Genomic DNA, 15547 nt, shown 5'->3' with positions numbered 1-15547 from the left:
CCGTTCAGGGCAAGAGCGGCGGCTAGTCGAGCTTGAGTCCCAGCAGGGATATCTCGGAATAGGCCAGATCAATGTCCTCGGGCTGCACCCGCTTGGACTTGTAGAATCTCGGGCACTTGATGACTTCCACCTCGCCCTCGGCATCGCCGTCCACGAATCTCCGGTCCGCAGCCAACACGCATTCGTCGTCCGGCAGCAGGGCCTCGGCGATATCCTGGACACGCTTGGTGAACATGGCCGGATTGGAGCGGTAGAGCACGTCGTAGTAGACCACGCCGTCGTGCTTGACCGCCCGGGACAGGAAAAGCAGGCACTGGGTGCACCGGGTCATGACCAGAACCGGAATGACCGGCAGCTCGCGATGGTCGTCGAAGACGCGGATATCGCCCAGGTCGCAGCATTGCCGAATCTTCACGGGGTCGCTGACCAGTTCGAGATTCTCGTAGGGCTTGCCGGTCTTGCGCCACAGGAGCCGCTCTTCCTCAAGCACGTTCATGCCCAGCTTGCTGAAGAAGTCGATTCGTTTGGGGGATAGGGAAAAGACCGTGCAGGTCACATCGGGGTCGGAGGTGGCCATTTCCACCATGGCCGAGCCAAGACCTTGCTTGCGGTATTCCTTGAGAATGTACCAGGAAGAAAAATTCCGGAACCGCTCCCGCTGGCCGTCGATGACGCGGTAGGAACAGACATGCCCATGCACGCCCACAATGCGTCCATTGTCCTCGGCGACAATGCCCATATCGTGATCCGCCCCGCACCATGAGGGGGCGAAAAGAGCCTTCCATCGCTTCAGGGTGAAATTCGGGTTCATGTGGTCGTGCAGCAAAGTGCAGACGGCATCGACATCCTCAGGCATCATCCGGCGCAGTGTAGCGGTCATGGCAGTCCTCTGGGAAATGGTTCGAAGGGACGGTAGATCGTTCGCCCGCCGTGTGCAAGCAAAAACCTACCGTTCAGGTGCCGGACTGCGAAAACCGAATGTCCTCGGGGCCGGAATCAGGCTCCGGCAGGCCAAATCGAGGCTGGGGAGACCCACTCGGCCGCCGAATGCGCCGTGGTCGCCTCGAACAGCGACTCCACAAAAGCCCATGCATCGGCGTCCATGACCATATGGTGGGTCAGCAAACAGGTGGGTTCAGCCGGGGAAATTTCGCCCGTGCGCTTGTCCTTCAAGTGCTCCACCAACGATTTCAGGCACTTTTCCGTTCCGGCAAAACGCACATGCGGCTTGTCCTTCCAGTGAAGCACATCGCAGCAGGCGTCCGCAACGCGCAATTCGGCGGGCGGCGCAGGCCGGTGCTTCTTGTAGCTGGCGGACAGCCCCCGGTAACCCATCACCGGCAGATAGGGGAGCAGTTCGGGATCGATACGATTCCACGGCGGCACCAAAACGGGCACGAACCGGGTCTTGAACAGTTGGGTGAGCTTGACCATGCCCTGCTTGAGTTCGTCGAGGATCACGGACTTGGGCCGATGATGGCCAAGCTCCCATGCGCCCGCGCCGGACGGGGCGTGGTTCACATGGGCGAAGCCGTGCTGCAGCACCCACAGATTGTGGGCGTGGGACACGCTCTTGCGCAAAGGTTCGCCAGCCTTGGCCGGAACGGTGGCCAGGCCGCAGGGTACGCTGAACCGATCGCTCAGGGCGATGAGACGGTCCAGGGCCACGGTCGGTTCGGCCACGTCGTCGTCGCGCCACCAGAACTCGGCGGTCTTACCCGCGTCCTTCCAGGCGTCCAGCTCGCGCAGCAGCATGTTCATAGAGTCAACTGTCATGGGACGATGGTTGTAACAGAGCTTGTAAATAAAAGCCACTACCCCCACTGGCATTTTTATCGACATTGTGGCAGGACCTTCCACAGAGGACTCATTGCCATGATCGTTCCCAGCAATTCCATCATCTGGAATATGACGCGGAAATGCAATTTCCGTTGTGAATATTGTTACTTCCCACACGACAACTCCCCGGTGACGGAGACCTTGGACGCCCGGCGCATCAAGGACTTTCTCGACGCCACAGGCAAGACCTGGAAGGTCGGCCTGACCGGCGGCGAGCCGTTCATCTATCCAGGCATCGTCGACGTCTGCGAAATCCTGACCGAGAGCCACATCATCGGTATCGACACCAACCTGTCGGCATCCTCCAAGGTGCGCGAGTTCGCGGAACGCGTCGATCCCGCACGGGTCCACAACCTCTACGTCGCCCTGCATATCGAAGAGCGCGAGCGGGTCAAGGGCGTGGACGCCTTCATCCGAAACGCCCGTCTGCTTCTGGACAAGGGCTTCGAGATCATCGTCAACTACGTGGTCCACCCCACCCTGGAAAAACGATTCCACGCGGACGTCGCATTCTTCGGCGGCCACGGCATCAAGATCACCCCGCGCCCCTTCCGGGGCACCTTCGACGGACGCCGCTACCCCGAGGCATATGGGAACCGGGCCCGGTCCATCTTCGCCGACCACCCGGAACAGGGCAAAAAGGTGGCCTTCAATTTCGAAGGGCTGCCCTGCTCGGCGGGCCGAACCCTCCTGCGGATGGAGCCGGACGGAACCATCTTCCGATGCCCCGGCGACAAGACGGTCCTCGGCAACGTCATGGACGAGGTACGCCTCTACGAGGGATATCCGCCCTGCACCAAGAAACGCTGCCCCTGCCGAGGCCTGGACCACGTTCGGCTGACCGCCGCCCAGGCGGCTCTGGTGGAAGGCGTCCAATTCGCCGTGGTGGCCGAGAACGATGCCGCCAAAACCGCTTTCCTGCGGGCCAACGAAACGGCTCCAGGCAACCCGTGCGGAGAGAACAACCTCGGCGTACTGGCCTGGCGTAACGGCGACAGGGACGAGGCCGTCCGGCACTTTAAACGCGCTGCGCAGGCCAGGCCAGGCAACGGGCTCTACACCGAAAACCTGAACGCCGCCCGCCCCGACGCGCCCGGCTTCGACCCCGGCATCTGCCTGGATGTCAACGCCGCGTCATGACGAGTTTTCAAAGACATATCATCGGGCTGGACCGATTCTGGACATAATCCCTGCAACCCTATACGGTGAAGGCGTTATAGAAAACAACGACCCGTTCGGCGTGTTGTGACGAACGAAGGCCCATGAAATCAAAAGCCTACAACATCCTCATGTACTCCCATGACACTTACGGTCTGGGACACATCCGCCGCACAATGGCCATCGCCCGGAACCTGGTCGGACCGGAGGTGAACATCCTCATCATCACCGGCTCCCCCATCGTCGGCCGCTACTCCATGCCGAAGGGCATCGACTTCGTGCGCATCCCCGGGATGATAAAGAAAACCAACGTCGTCTACGTGCCCCACTCCATCAAGGTCGACCCCAAGATCGCCATTTCCATCCGCACCCAAATCATTTCAGCCACCGCCAAAAGCTTCAAACCGGACCTGCTCATCGTGGACAAGGTCCCCACCGGGCTCAAGCGCGAGGTGCTGCCCACCCTCAAGTGGATGCGCAAGCACCGGCCCTGCTCCCGGGTGGTCCTCGGCCTGCGCGACATCCTCGATGACGCCGAGTCCACCCGCGCCGACTGGAAACGAAAAAAATTCCCCGAGGTACTGCGCGACCTCTACTCGGAGATATGGGTCTACGGCGCAAAATCCATGTACGACCCGATCACCGAATACGCCTTCCCCGACGACATCGCCGCCAAGACCGTATTCACGGGCTACATCCCGCGCTTCGTGCCCAGCACCCGCAAAGCCAAGCGCAAGCACAAGCAGGTCATCGTCACCATCGGCGGGGGCGGCGACGGATACGTGGTCCTCGACACCTACCTCAAGATGCTCGAAACAAACGGCTCCGTGGATTTCAAGACCCTCATGATAACCGGCCCGTTCCTCTCCCCCGAAAGGCTCGATGAACTGGCCGACCGCGCCCGGTCCCTCAAGGTCCAGATCAAACCCTTCGTGCGCAACATGGAAAAACGCATGGCCAAGTCCGACCTCGTGGTCTCCATGGGCGGCTACAACACCATGTGCGAAATTCTCTCCCTCAAGAAGCCCTCGCTCATCATCCCGCGCGACACTCCGCGCCAGGAGCAGCTCATCCGCGCGCAGGTCTTCAAGGATCAGGGGCTTTGCGAATTCATCGAATGGGACAAGATCTCGCCCGAAACCATGCGCGAAAAGATCAATGCCCTGCTCGACGATCCGTCATCCTGCACCGCCGCCCTGAACTCCTTCGCCATGACCGGACTGGACGTCATGCGCGAACGCCTCCAATTCTTCCGCGAGAACTGCTGACATGACCGAACATCCCGCCAACAAGACCTTGGGCATGGTGCTCAAGGGCTACCCCCGCATTTCCGAAACCTTCATCTCCAACGAGATCCGCCTGCTCGAAGAGATGGGCTTCAAGATCCACATCTATTCCATGCGCGCCCCGCGCGAAAATTTCTCCCACGAGTCCATCAAACAGATCAAGGCGGGCGTCACCTACCTGCCCTCGTCCATGATCTGGGGACTGCCGACCCTGCTCTATCACAACATCCGCCTCTTCCTGCGGATGCCCAAGAGATACCGCGAATGCCTCGGTTTGATGAAAAAACGATTCCGGCTCGCCCCCAAAAAGCACACCTGGGTCAAGCACATGCTCCAGGCCGGGTATATCATGCAGAAATCCGTCATCGACGACGGCGTGGACCTGGCCCACCTGCACGGGCACTTCGCCCACACCCCGACCACCGTGACCATGTACGCCGCCTGCCTCGCTGGAGTTCCCTTCTCCTTCACCGCCCACGCCAAGGACATCTACACCCAGGACCCGCGCCGCATACAGGACAAGGTGCAACGCGCCAAATTCGTCGTCACCTGCACCCGGTACAACGAACAGTACCTCCGCGAGCACGTGGCCAACGGCAACCCCATCCACTGCGTCTACCACGGCATCAACCTCGACCTTTTTTCCCCCAACGGACGCTCGCCCGAAATCAAGCCGCCCTATCACATCCTCACCGTGGCCCGGTTCGTGGAAAAGAAAGGCCTCGACACCGTGCTCAAGGCGCTGGCCGAGCTGCGCGCGCGAGGCGTCGAGTTCCGGTACACCCTGGTCGGCGAAGGCAAGGCGAAATTCAACCGCAAGATCAAGGACCTCGTCCACAGCCTCGGCCTCGACGACGTCACCACGCTCCCCGGCACCATCACTCACGACGAAGTCATCAAGCTCCTCGGGGCCGCCGACTGCTTCACCCTCGGCTGCCGCACGGCCAAGGACGGCGACCGGGACGGCATCCCCAACGTGGTAGCCGAAGCCATGGCCACAGGCGTGCCCGTGGCCGCCACCGACGTTTCCGGCGTGCCCGAGCTGGTCACCCACGAGCAAACCGGACTCCTCTGCCCGTCCAACGACCCCAAGGCCCTGGCCGACATTATCCAGCGCGCGCTCACCGACAACGGCCTGCGGCGAGCCATCATCCCCGCCGCCGTGAAACAGGCGCACGCGCTCTTCAATAACAAGGTGCTCATCCGCAACCTCGGCGAAATCCACAAAAGCCACGACGTGCCCTGCGGCCGATAACCCCCGGACGGGTCTCAGACCGCGCAAACAACCCAACCTTCCGCCATCCCCCACCCGTGCAACGGCGCCATAAAATTCAGAAGAGTCCAGAGACCCCTTTTCAAAGGGTTCTTTAGCGGATCCAGGGCAGCGCACCGGCCGTCGAAGACGCCCGGCCAGCGAGGCCCCTACTTCGACCACGCCCCCTATCGGGCCTGGCCGAGCATGAAGACGCCGAAGGTGGCGAACAGATTGGGAAGGAAGTTGATGACCTTGCCCTGTTCGTCGTGGTGATGCGTGGAAAGGGCGAGTTCCTTGACTATGGGCACGCCGAGGTGCTTGCAGAAACGTCGGAAGTCGATGATGGGGATAACCCGGATATTGGGGGTGTTGTACCACTCGTAGGGAAGTTCCTTGGACATGGGGGCGCGTCCGGTAAAGAACATCTGGAAGCGGTTCTTGTAGTGGGTGAAATTCGGAAACGAGACGATGCCGAGCTTTCCGACGCGGAGCATCTCGCGGATGAGAATCTCGGGATCGAGAACCTGCATGAGGGCCTGGGAGAGGATGACGTAATCGAAGGCGTTGTCCGGATAATCCTCGATTTCCTCGTAAATGTCGCCGTGAATGACGGAGAGGCCCTTGGCGATGGCGCGGCCCGCGGCGTCCTCGTCGATCTCGATGCCGGTGCCGATGATGGATTTCCTTTCGGCGAGGTGAGCGAGCAGCGAGCCCGTCCGGCAGCCGAGGTCAAGAACGCGGCTGCCCGGCTCGATCCAGGAGGCGATGACTTGAAGATCATATCTCATCATGGGCTCCGATGCGGCAGTGCAGGCAGATTTTGTGGAGAAAGCCGGAAAGCAGGTCGCTGAGGCGTTTGTTGGGCAACAGGAAGGCGTCGTGTCCCCAGGGGGCTTCGATCTCGCAGAAGGAAACGTCGAGGCCGTTCTTTTTCATGGCCTTGACCATGTTCTTGGACTGGTAGGTTGGGTAGAGCCAGTCCGAGGTAAAGGAGACCACGAGATAGCGGCAGGAGGCGCGGGAGAACGCAGCCACCAGCGAGCCGTCGCCGTAATGGTTTTCGAGATTGAAGTAATCGGCGGCCTTGGTCAGGTAGAGGAAGGAATTGGCGTCGAACCTGTCCACGAACTTGTTGCCCTGATAGCGCAGGTAGGACTCCACCTGGAAGTCGGCCTCGAAGTCGAAGGAGAGTTCCACGCGATCCTGGAGCCTGCGGTCGAACTTGTGGCGCATGGATTCGTCGGACAGGTAGGTGATGTGTCCGACCATCCGGGCCACGGCCAGCCCGTGCTCGGGCCTGCCGGTTTCGTAGTAGTCGCCCCGGTTCCATTTGGGATCGGCCATGATGGCCTGGCGGGCGACCTCGTTGAAGGCGATGGCCTGCGCCGAGTGTTTGGTGGTCGTGGCCAGGGGTATGGCCGCATGGACGCGGTGCGGGTAGCGCACGGACCATTCCAGAACCTGCATACCGCCCACGGAGCCGCCGACCACGGCGAGCAGCGTATCGATGCCGAAGGAGTCGACGAGATGCCGTTGCGCGCGGACCATGTCGCCGATGGTGACCACAGGGAAGGACGCGCCGTAGGGTTGCCCGGTCTCGGGGTTGGCGGACGTGGGGCCGGTGGAGCCCATGCAGCCGCCGATGACGTTGGAGCAGATGACGAAATACTTGTCGGTGTCGATGGGCTTGCCCGGCCCGACCATGATGTTCCACCAGCCGGGCTTGGGCTCGTTCCCGGAGTAGACCCCGGCCACGTGGGAGTCGCCGGTCAGGGCGTGACAGACCAGAATGGCGTTGGTCTTGTCCGCGTTGAGGGTTCCGCAGGTCTCGTAGGCCAGCGTCACCGGCCCGAGCCTGCGCCCGGACTCAAGCTCCAACGGCTCGTCGCCGCCGAAGGTGAAGAACCGCTTCTCCACCAGCCCCACGGACTCGCCGGTCTCGATCTGATCGACATATTCACTCATGGCGGAGAAAATAAGGCAGGGAACGGGTGCGGTCAATGGCGCACTCATCGGGATGCCTTATGGGAGGGATGGACAAGGCTTAGAACTGGGCGTTCATGGAGACCAGGCAGCGCAGGAGGACCTCGCGGTCCTCGGGGGAACAGCCCGCCAGCAGCTCCTCGGTGAGACGGAGATGAAGGCGGTCATGCTCCTCGAACAGGATGCGGCCCTGATCGGCGAGTTCCACGTTGATGGACCGGCGGTCCGTGTCGTGCGGAACCCGGCGAACGCACCCCTTGTCTTCGAGACGGTCCACCAGCACGGTCAGGGTGCCGGTGGTGACGCCCATGGCCTCGGCCAGCTCCTTCATGCGCATGGACCCGTGTATGCCCAGCACTTCCAGGGTGTGCATCTGCGGCAGGGTCATGCCCTTTTCCCGGACCACGTCGTGCTCCCAGGATGAAAGCTTCTCGAAGAACTCAACTATGGCGTGATTGATTCCGTCGACCATTCCGTCCCCCCCCTTTTTAGATGGACACATACAGGCTGTAGGCCCCGAAGGCGATGGTCATGACCCCGGCGGCGCGCATGACCGCCGGTTCCACCCAGTCCCGGGTCAGGGCGCGCATCAGCCCCGCCGCCTTGTAGATGGCGTAGATGACCGCACCCAGCGTCAGCCCGGTGCTCACGGCGTAGACGGCGAAGACCGCCGTGCCCTTGAGCACGCTGCCCGAATCGAGCGCGTAGGTGTACATGAGCGCCACGGTCGGGCACGGCACGATCATATTCACGAAGCCGATGGCGAACAGCCCCCAGGCGGTCACGGACCGGGCCGACGGCATACAAGCCCGGCCGGAGCAGGCGCGGCCGCGATCATCGTGGTCATGGTGATGATGATCGTGATCGTGCCCGTGCCCGCCGTGATCGTCGCGGTCATGGTTGTGATCGTGATCGTGGTCATGACTGTGCAACAGGTGCGGCCGGACGATCAGAATCAGCCCCAGGACGAGCAGAACCGCGAAGGTGGCCACGTCCACGTACAGGGCGAACGACTCGGGGATGGCCAGAGAGACCGAGCCGAGCGTCAGCCCGATGAGCAGACAGGCCAGGGTGGTGCCGGTGATGAAGGAGAGGGTCAGGGACAGGACCCGCCCCCCGCGTTTTTCGCCATACACGAACGGGGCCAGAACCAGCCAGGAATGGCCGCACGGATTGATCCCGTGCACCAGCCCGAGAAACACGCTCGATTGCAGGGCCACCTGAAATATGGAATCGATTTGCATTGTCCGTCCTGCTTGCCGATGGCATTATTGTTTGACTTTCAAACTTTCTATCGACGGCATAGTTTGATTGTCAAGATAAAATGCCGGACGGACGAAGCGCGGCTCACTCCGAGGGGGAATAGACGGCCAGCCGCTCGTCCAAGGTGCCGGTATGCAACTCGAAAAGATGATTGTCGTGATCGTGGAAGTAGAGGGAACGGCCCTCCCCGGCGATCCGGGAACGGCCCACTCGGACGGATACGCCCTGTTCGCGCACGCGCCGTTCATAGGCGTCGAACTCGCTGTCCGGAATCTTGAAGGCCACGTGGTTGTAACTCCGGCTCTCCAGCGGATCGCCCTCCATGGTCGCCACCCAGACCCCGCCGATGAGGAAGAACCGCTCGCGGGACAGGGAGTGCGTGTCCGCCCCGCTGTCATAGACCCGCTCGGCATCGAAGATCGCCCGAAGGAACGCCTCCATGCGATCCAGATCACTCACGATGAAGGTGATATGGCTCAGTCCCTCGATCATTCACCCGACTCCGTGCCGCCGCCGATGAGCTTCCAGGCGGACATGCCCCAGGTGAGGTTCTTGACGTCGCTGAAGCCGTCGCGTTGCAGGTGGACCGCGGCGGGCTGGGAGCGGTGCCCGGTCATGCAGACCACGACCACGGGCCGCGCCGGATCGTCGAGGGCGTTGGACAGGGCTTCCGAGGTGAAGGGGTACGGCAGGTTGACCGCACCGGGAATGTGGAAGAGGCGGTATTCCGCCGGGGTGCGCACATCCAGGACGGTCGGGGCGGGGTCTTTGCGCAAGGCCCGGCGCAACCCCCAGGGACTCATGGGGCGCACGCCACGAAGCAGCAGCCAGCCCACATCCCACAGAACCAGAACGGCGAAGGCGATGAGGATGGCGGCCAGGAGGCGCATGGCTATTCCCCGCTTTTAACGGCCCCGTCAGGCGAATCGTCGGATGTCCCGGGCTCGGGGGAGCCCTCCCCTTCCCGGGCCACGGTCACGGCCAGGGCGGAACCGGCCTTAAGCAGCACGTCGCGTTGCGGGAAAGGAAATTCGATGCCGTTCTCGTGGAAAGAATTCCAGATGCGCAGCAGGACCTCGCTCTTGATGTTGGACACCCCGTCGTTGGCGTCCGCTATCCAGGCGCGCAGCTCCAGGTTGACCGAACTGTCCCCGAACTCAATAAGCAAGGCGCGCGGCTCGGGCGAAGTCAGGACGCGCTTGAGCCCATGGGTGGATTCCTCCATGAGGCGCATGGCCTTGTTCACGTCCGAACCATAGGAGATGCCCACCGGAATGCGCAGCCGCACGTCCGTGTCCGAGTAGGTCCAATTGATGACCTCGTTGGTCACGAAGTGCTCGTTGGGGATGAGATATTCCTTGCCGTCTCGGGTCTTGACCGAGGAGAACCGGCCGTAAACCCCGCTGACCACGCCGTACACCCCGCCGACCTCAATGGTGTCGCCCGGCTTGATGGATCGGTCCGTGAGCAGAATGACCCCGGCCACGTAGTTGGAAATGATGGTCTGAAGGCCAAAGCCGATGCCCACGCCGAGCGCGCTGGAAAAGATGGCCAGACTGGTCAGATCGATGCCCACCCCGGACATGGCCAACAGCACGGCCAGGGTGAACAGGACCACCTTGACCGTTTTGCCGAGCAGCTCCTGGCCCGAGGGCGAAACGCCCTTCAGACTGGAGATGCGGTTCGCCGCAAAGCGCGACAGCATGGACGCGGCCTGGAGCAAAACCACGGCCAGGACCAGCCCTTTGAGCGCGCCAAGGGCGGTGAACCGGGTGTCGCCCAGGGAGAAGGAGAGCTTTTCCAGAAAATTGGTCAGGGGAGTGAGCAGGCCGAGGATTTGCAGGGAGACGAATACCCAGACCACGGTGGCCGTGCCCCGCGCCAGGACCTTGTTGGGCATGGTGAAAGACAGCAGCCGGAGCGCGATCCCGGCCGCGGCGAGCTGGCTCACGGCGTCCAGCACCCAGGGTGAATACCCCAACAGCTCGAACGCCCCGCCGCCTGCCTGGACCAGCGCGATGAACAGGAACATCCAGCCCGTGCTCTCCAGGCCCGTGAGCACGGCTCGGCCCAGCGCATTGCCGCCGGGCCTCTCCCGCCACCGGGCGAGGCCCGGCCGGACGAGCCGCCACACGGCCAGGGACAGGAGCAGGGCCGCGACAGCGGCGGCCCACTGAACGGCGGTCTGCCAGGTCAGGACATTGGCGCGAAACCATCCTTCCAGGAATCGGTAAGCTTCCGAAAGCTTGTTTAAAACCGGCTCAAGCTGTTCCTTCATCGCGCCTCCAGGCCGTCGTTCACCAGCTCCCGACAGCCAGATCAACCGCCGTGGCAACGAACAGGACCACGGAAATGACCCCGTTCATGGTGAAGAAGGCCACGTTCACGCGGCTCATGTCGTCAGGCTTGACCAGCAGATGCTCGGCCATGAGGGTCACACCCATCAGGGCGGCCACCGTAAAATAAATTCCGCCCAGACCGGCCGCCCAGCCCGCAAGCAGAAAGAAGGCGGCAGCGGCGGCGTGGCTCAGGGTCGAGATGCCCAGGGCCGCCGGGATGCCCAGCCGTGCCGGGATGGAGTGAAGCCCGCGCTTGCGGTCGAAGTCCGCGTCCTGGCTGGCGTAAAGCAGATCGAACCCGGCCACCCACAGGGTCACGCCGCAGAAGAGCAGCACCGAGGGCAGGGAGATGACCGGCTCCACGCAAATCCAGCCCGCTACCGGGGCGAACCCGAGCACCGTGCCGAGCACAAAATGGCACCAGTAGGTAAACCGCTTGCAGAAGCTATAGGACGCGGCCATGACCAGGGCCACAGGCGACAGCTTGAGGCACAGCGAATTCATCAGCCCACAGGCGACCACGAAAACCAGGGCCGTACCCCCGATAAAGACCAGGGTGAAGCGGGTGGACAGTTCGCCCGTGACCAGCTCGCGCTTCTGCGTGCGCGGATTCTCGCGGTCGATGTCCAGGTCGGCGTAGCGGTTGAAGGCCATGGCGAAGGAACGCACGGCCACCATGGCCACGGTCAAAACGACCATGTTGTACAGCCCCGGCCATCCCCCGGCGGCCAGAAACGCGCCCATGTAGGCGAACGGCAGGGCGAAAACCGAATGCTCGATCTTTATCATCCGGCAGACCGTGGCCAGATTCTTGGCGAAACTCATCGTCTTTCCTCTCTAATACTTGTTGACCAGCATGGCACCGGCCAGGAGCAGAACGACTCCCAGGATGCGGGGCCAGGACACGGTATGCACCTGATAACTGAGCAGCCCGTAATGGTCCAGCACCAGGGCGGCCGAAAGCTGACCCGCCAGGAGCCACGCCATCATGGAGGTCGCTCCTATCTTTCCGGCCAGAACAATGGTCGCGAAGACGAAGAACGCCCCCAACGCACCGCCCGTCCAGGACCAGACCGGAGCCGTCCCGGCCATGGCGAGGGAAGGCGCTGGCGCGCGCACGGCCAGCAGATAGCCCAACAGGACCAGGGTGCCGACGCCAAAGGAAACCGCCGCGGCCCAAACCGGGTCGCCCAGGGAACCGCGAAGACGAAGATTGATGCCCGCCTGTACCGGCATCAATGCCCCGGCGAGCAGGGCAAACAGTACGAATATCCACTTCATAGCAATAATCCCTTTCTTCATCTGGAGTTTTTCGAGAGTCATTCTGGAATATCGCCGAACCGAATCTGAATGGTATCGGTCTTTGCCAACGGCGTCCACGATTTCACAAGTATTGAATGCACGTAAATGTCGAAAGCCCGTCACCGGAACGCCACCCATGGAATTGGCGGAGGGTCTAGGAAAGATCAACTCGAACTCCAACAGCCGGAGGAAATCATGACCCGAAACCAGATCAGGGAAATACGGTCCCATCTTATTCAGGGACTGCACAGCATCAACGGCCAATTGGACAGCGGCAGCACCGTTCTCGAGAACTGCCCGGACGACACCGACTTCGCAGCACAACTCGCCCAGCACGGGCTCAACGTGGCCATGCAGCGGCGCCACGTGACCCGCATCCGCGAGCTCGAAGCGGCCCTCAAACGCCTTTCCCATTCCGACTACGGCATCTGCGAGGAATGCGGCGAGGAGATCGGAGTGGCCCGGCTCAAAGCAAACCCATCGGCCCGCCTCTGCGTGGCTTGCCAATCCGCGGAGGAGGACGGCCTGAGTCGCCGTTGCGCCTAGGCCGCCGAACGCATTACCACGCGGCCCCGAGCCGCAACGGAGAGACCCATGGCTGACCCCATGTTCAAGGTGGACATGCATGTCCACTCCCGCTATTCCACGCGCCCGTCGCAGTGGATTCTGCAAAAGATCGGCTGCCCCGAGAGCTTCACCGAGCCGCGCCGACTCTACGACATCGCCATTGCCCGCGGCATGGACATGGTTACCGTCACCGACCACAACACCATTGCCGGGGCGCTGGAGATCGCGCATCTGCCGAAGACCTTCATCAGCGAGGAGATCACCACCTACTTTCCCGAGGACCGCTGCAAGCTCCACGTACTCGCCTACGACATCACCGAGGCCCAGCACGAGGACATCCAGCGTTGCCGGGAGAACGTCTTCGAGCTGGTTCCCTACCTTCGCGAACAGGGCATCGTCCACGTCCTGGCCCATCCCCTTTTCGCCGTCAACGACCGCCTGACCCCGGCGCACTTCGAACAGGCCCTGCTCCTCTTCAACATCCTGGAGGAGAACGGCACGCGCGACGCCCGGCAGAACAAAAACCTGCGAGACATAGTCACCCGGCTGACCCCGCTCGACATCGACCGGCTGGCCAACCTGCACGGCATCGAGCCCTGGGGCGACGAACCGTGGGAGAAGGGCCTCACCGGCGGCTCCGACGACCACAGCTCGCTGAACATCGCCCGGATGCACACGTTATTTCCCGGCCGTCCCACCCTGAACAACATCCTGACCGGGCTGCGCGACAACACCTCCAGACCCGCCGGGACCCCGGCCAATCCCCGGACCATGGCCCACAACCTTTACGGCATCGCCTACCAGTTCTACAGGTCGCGCACGGGCTCACTCGCCCCCGAGGTCTCGGAGCACCTCTGCTTCCGGTTCATCAAGTCCGCCCTGGCCCCCGGCGTGGACCCCAAGCCGTCTCTCTCCTCCCTGCTCCAGCGCATCATCGGCCGGGGCAAGGCCACCCTTCACAGGGAATACGGCCCCACCGACTCGGTCCAGGGCCTGCTCCTCAAAGAGGCCGCCGACATCATCGCCCACGACCCGTCCCTCCTGCGCATCGCCAGGGGCAAAGTCGACGACGTCGTCACCCTGGAACGCGAATGGGCCCGTTTCGTCTCCCTGGCCGCCAACCGCGTCCTCGCCCAGTTCGCGGACCGGACCCTCAACTCGGTCCTCGGGGCCAACCTCTTCGACGTCTTTCACTCCATCGGCTCCGCAGGCTCCCTCTACACCCTGCTCGCCCCCTATTTCGTGGGCTACGACCTCTTCTCCACCGAGCGGGCCTTCTCCAACTCGTGCAGCGACAGGTTCCGCAAGAAAAACACGCGAACCAACGACGACCTCAAAATCGCCCACTTCACCGACACCTTCGACGAAATCAACGGCGTCGCCCGGACCATCCGCCAGCAGTTGAAGATGGTCGCCCGCCACGGCAAGGACATGACCGTCATCACCTGCGGCGCCAAGGCCGACGTGCCCGGCGCGGTGTCCTTCGAACCAGTGGGGCGCTTCGACATCCCGGAATACCCCGAAATTTCCCTGGCCTACCCGCCCTTCCTCGACATGCTCACCCACTGCTTCGAGCAGGAATACGACTGCATCCTGGCGGCCACGCCCGGCCCGGTCGGCCTGGCGGCCCTGGCCATCTCCAAGATTCTCAAGCTCCCGTTCCACGGCACCTATCACACGGCCTTCCCCGAGTACGTCGGGGCGTTCACCGAGGACGCGGCCCTGGAAGACGGCTGCTGGCGCTACATGTCCTGGTTCTACAACCAGATGCAGATCATCTACGCGCCGAGTGAAGCCACCAAGTTCGAGCTCATCGACCGAGGCATCGATCCCGGCAAAATCGTCACCTATCCGCGCGGCGTGGACACAGAGCGGTTCCACCCCTCCAAGCGCAACGGATTCTTCAACCAGTTCGAAGTGGGCGGCGGCGTCAAGCTCCTCTACGTGGGCCGAGTGTCCAAGGAAAAGGGCCTCGACGTGCTTACCGAGGCGTTCCGCAAGGCGTCCCGTATGCGCGACGCCATCCAACTGATCGTGGTAGGCGACGGTCCGTACCTGCCCGAAATGCAGCGCGCCCTGCGCTCCACGCCCACGACCTTCACCGGCGTGCTCAAAGGGGAGGCCCTGGCCCAGGCGTATGCCAGCGCGGACCTCTTCGTCTTCCCCTCGGCCACGGACACCTTCGGCAACGTGGTCCTCGAAGCGCAGGCCTCCGGACTGCCCGTCATCGTCACCGACAAGGGCGGCCCGGCCGAAAACGTCCTGGCCAACGAAACAGGGCTCATCGTCCCGGCAGGGGACCCCGACTCCCTGCTCCGGGCCATCCTCCACATGGTCGACAGCCCCGAGCGCATCCAATACATGCGCCGCAAGGCCCGCTCCCACGTGGAGAAGCGCACCTTCGACGCCACGTTCCTCAAGACCTGGGAAATCTTCGGCTCCCACGTGGCCGCCTAGGCCTACGCGGACCGGAAATAGCCCGGGAGCCATCCGCCTTACAGGGCAACCCGTCGAAAAAAACGAAGCCCCCCGCTTCGCCCATGGGGCGCGGCAGG

16 protein-coding genes are annotated in these 15547 nt (G+C 62.6%); 5 read left to right on the top strand and 11 right to left on the bottom strand.

The features are described from left to right. Positions 1-22: 22 nt before the first annotated feature. Both LF599_RS01045 and LF599_RS01040 read right to left on the bottom strand, forming a co-directional pair. Positions 23-880: a GNAT family N-acetyltransferase gene (locus LF599_RS01045; protein ID WP_279521954.1), complete on the bottom strand. Its 858-nt coding sequence runs from the start codon at positions 878-880 to the stop codon at positions 23-25. Positions 881-996: 116 nt separating this feature from the next. Further along, positions 997-1776, bottom strand: coding sequence for a polysaccharide deacetylase family protein (locus LF599_RS01040; RefSeq protein WP_279521953.1), 780 nt, complete (start codon positions 1774-1776; stop codon positions 997-999). 99 nt (positions 1777-1875) lie between these two features. Here LF599_RS01040 and LF599_RS01035 point away from each other — a divergent pair, with 99 nt between their 5' ends. The 3 genes from LF599_RS01035 (at position 1876) to LF599_RS01025 (ending at position 5538) form a co-directional block, all read left to right on the top strand. Beyond that, on the top strand, positions 1876-2979 hold the full coding sequence (locus tag LF599_RS01035) for a radical SAM protein (protein ID WP_279521952.1): 1104 nt from the start codon (positions 1876-1878) through the stop codon (positions 2977-2979). Positions 2980-3101: 122 nt separating this feature from the next. Beyond that, positions 3102-4265 (top strand): glycosyltransferase family protein, encoded by a 1164-nt coding sequence (locus tag LF599_RS01030; RefSeq protein ID WP_279521951.1) that lies wholly within the window; start codon positions 3102-3104, stop codon positions 4263-4265. Between the two features lies 1 nt (position 4266). Beyond that, a complete protein-coding gene (locus LF599_RS01025; protein ID WP_279521950.1) occupies positions 4267-5538 on the top strand; it encodes a glycosyltransferase in 1272 nt (423 codons plus the stop codon). Positions 5539-5723: 185 nt separating this feature from the next. Here the strand turns inward: LF599_RS01025 and metW are convergent, their stop codons facing one another. The 9 genes from metW to LF599_RS00980 all read right to left on the bottom strand — a co-directional run bounded on the left by metW (position 5724) and on the right by LF599_RS00980 (position 12446). Then, positions 5724-6326 carry a methionine biosynthesis protein MetW gene (metW, locus tag LF599_RS01020; protein WP_269941101.1) on the bottom strand — a complete coding sequence of 201 codons (603 nt, stop codon included), beginning with the start codon at positions 6324-6326 and terminating at the stop codon, positions 5724-5726. Beyond that, positions 6316-7503: a homoserine O-acetyltransferase MetX gene (gene metX / locus LF599_RS01015; protein ID WP_279523124.1), complete on the bottom strand. Its 1188-nt coding sequence runs from the start codon at positions 7501-7503 to the stop codon at positions 6316-6318. Before metX ends, metW begins: the two co-directional genes overlap by 11 nt. Before the next feature lie 79 nt (positions 7504-7582). Further along, positions 7583-7993 carry a MarR family winged helix-turn-helix transcriptional regulator gene (locus LF599_RS01010; protein ID WP_279521949.1) on the bottom strand — a complete coding sequence of 137 codons (411 nt, stop codon included), beginning with the start codon at positions 7991-7993 and terminating at the stop codon, positions 7583-7585. Positions 7994-8009: 16 nt separating this feature from the next. Then, positions 8010-8765 (bottom strand): urease accessory protein UreH domain-containing protein, encoded by a 756-nt coding sequence (locus tag LF599_RS01005; RefSeq protein ID WP_279521948.1) that lies wholly within the window; start codon positions 8763-8765, stop codon positions 8010-8012. Positions 8766-8868: 103 nt separating this feature from the next. After that, positions 8869-9276, bottom strand: a complete 408-nt coding sequence (fosX, locus tag LF599_RS01000; RefSeq protein WP_279521947.1) for a FosX/FosE/FosI family fosfomycin resistance hydrolase — start codon at positions 9274-9276, stop codon at positions 8869-8871. Continuing rightward, on the bottom strand, positions 9273-9674 hold the full coding sequence (locus LF599_RS00995; RefSeq protein ID WP_279521946.1) for a rhodanese-like domain-containing protein: 402 nt from the start codon (positions 9672-9674) through the stop codon (positions 9273-9275). The genes fosX and LF599_RS00995 overlap by 4 nt, the downstream gene beginning before the upstream one ends. A 2-nt stretch (positions 9675-9676) precedes the next feature. Then, entirely contained in the window at positions 9677-11062 is a 1386-nt protein-coding gene (locus LF599_RS00990) for a mechanosensitive ion channel family protein (protein ID WP_279521945.1), read from the bottom strand. A 19-nt stretch (positions 11063-11081) separates the two neighbouring features. Then, entirely contained in the window at positions 11082-11948 is an 867-nt protein-coding gene (locus tag LF599_RS00985) for a UbiA-like polyprenyltransferase (RefSeq protein WP_279521944.1), read from the bottom strand. 12 nt (positions 11949-11960) lie between these two features. Then, positions 11961-12446, bottom strand: coding sequence for a DMT family transporter (locus tag LF599_RS00980; RefSeq protein WP_279521943.1), 486 nt, complete (start codon positions 12444-12446; stop codon positions 11961-11963). 174 nt (positions 12447-12620) lie between these two features. On the opposite strand from LF599_RS00980, the gene LF599_RS00975 reads away from it, so the two are divergent. Next, positions 12621-12971 carry a TraR/DksA family transcriptional regulator gene (locus LF599_RS00975; protein ID WP_269940829.1) on the top strand — a complete coding sequence of 117 codons (351 nt, stop codon included), beginning with the start codon at positions 12621-12623 and terminating at the stop codon, positions 12969-12971. 48 nt (positions 12972-13019) lie between these two features. Further along, positions 13020-15449 (top strand): glycosyltransferase, encoded by a 2430-nt coding sequence (locus LF599_RS00970; protein ID WP_279521942.1) that lies wholly within the window; start codon positions 13020-13022, stop codon positions 15447-15449. The last annotated feature ends 98 nt before the right edge of the window (positions 15450-15547 follow it).

It is taken from the genome of Pseudodesulfovibrio thermohalotolerans, assembly GCF_021353295.2.
In the GTDB taxonomy this organism is placed as follows: Bacteria; Desulfobacterota; Desulfovibrionia; order Desulfovibrionales; family Desulfovibrionaceae; genus Pseudodesulfovibrio; species Pseudodesulfovibrio thermohalotolerans.
This window is presented reverse-complemented; position numbering and strand designations above follow the sequence as displayed.

Bases quoted from the DNA above. Each gene is read 5' to 3' on its own strand.
- LF599_RS00975 (WP_269940829.1), top strand. From the start codon at position 12,621: ATGACCCGAAACCAGATCAGGGAAATACGGTCCCATCTTATTCAGGGA.
- LF599_RS01045 (WP_279521954.1), bottom strand. From the start codon at position 880: ATGACCGCTACACTGCGCCGGATGATGCCTGAGGATGTCGATGCCGTC.
- LF599_RS01040 (WP_279521953.1), bottom strand. From the start codon at position 1,776: ATGACAGTTGACTCTATGAACATGCTGCTGCGCGAGCTGGACGCCTGG.
- LF599_RS01035 (WP_279521952.1), top strand. From the start codon at position 1,876: ATGATCGTTCCCAGCAATTCCATCATCTGGAATATGACGCGGAAATGC.
- metW (WP_269941101.1), bottom strand. From the start codon at position 6,326: ATGAGATATGATCTTCAAGTCATCGCCTCCTGGATCGAGCCGGGCAGC.
- LF599_RS00970 (WP_279521942.1), top strand. From the start codon at position 13,020: ATGGCTGACCCCATGTTCAAGGTGGACATGCATGTCCACTCCCGCTAT.
- LF599_RS01005 (WP_279521948.1), bottom strand. From the start codon at position 8,765: ATGCAAATCGATTCCATATTTCAGGTGGCCCTGCAATCGAGCGTGTTT.
- LF599_RS00990 (WP_279521945.1), bottom strand. From the start codon at position 11,062: ATGAAGGAACAGCTTGAGCCGGTTTTAAACAAGCTTTCGGAAGCTTAC.
- fosX (WP_279521947.1), bottom strand. From the start codon at position 9,276: ATGATCGAGGGACTGAGCCATATCACCTTCATCGTGAGTGATCTGGAT.
- metX (WP_279523124.1), bottom strand. From the start codon at position 7,503: ATGAGTGAATATGTCGATCAGATCGAGACCGGCGAGTCCGTGGGGCTG.
- LF599_RS00980 (WP_279521943.1), bottom strand. From the start codon at position 12,446: ATGACTCTCGAAAAACTCCAGATGAAGAAAGGGATTATTGCTATGAAG.
- LF599_RS00985 (WP_279521944.1), bottom strand. From the start codon at position 11,948: ATGAGTTTCGCCAAGAATCTGGCCACGGTCTGCCGGATGATAAAGATC.
- LF599_RS00995 (WP_279521946.1), bottom strand. From the start codon at position 9,674: ATGCGCCTCCTGGCCGCCATCCTCATCGCCTTCGCCGTTCTGGTTCTG.
- LF599_RS01030 (WP_279521951.1), top strand. From the start codon at position 3,102: ATGAAATCAAAAGCCTACAACATCCTCATGTACTCCCATGACACTTAC.
- LF599_RS01010 (WP_279521949.1), bottom strand. From the start codon at position 7,993: ATGGTCGACGGAATCAATCACGCCATAGTTGAGTTCTTCGAGAAGCTT.
- LF599_RS01025 (WP_279521950.1), top strand. From the start codon at position 4,267: ATGACCGAACATCCCGCCAACAAGACCTTGGGCATGGTGCTCAAGGGC.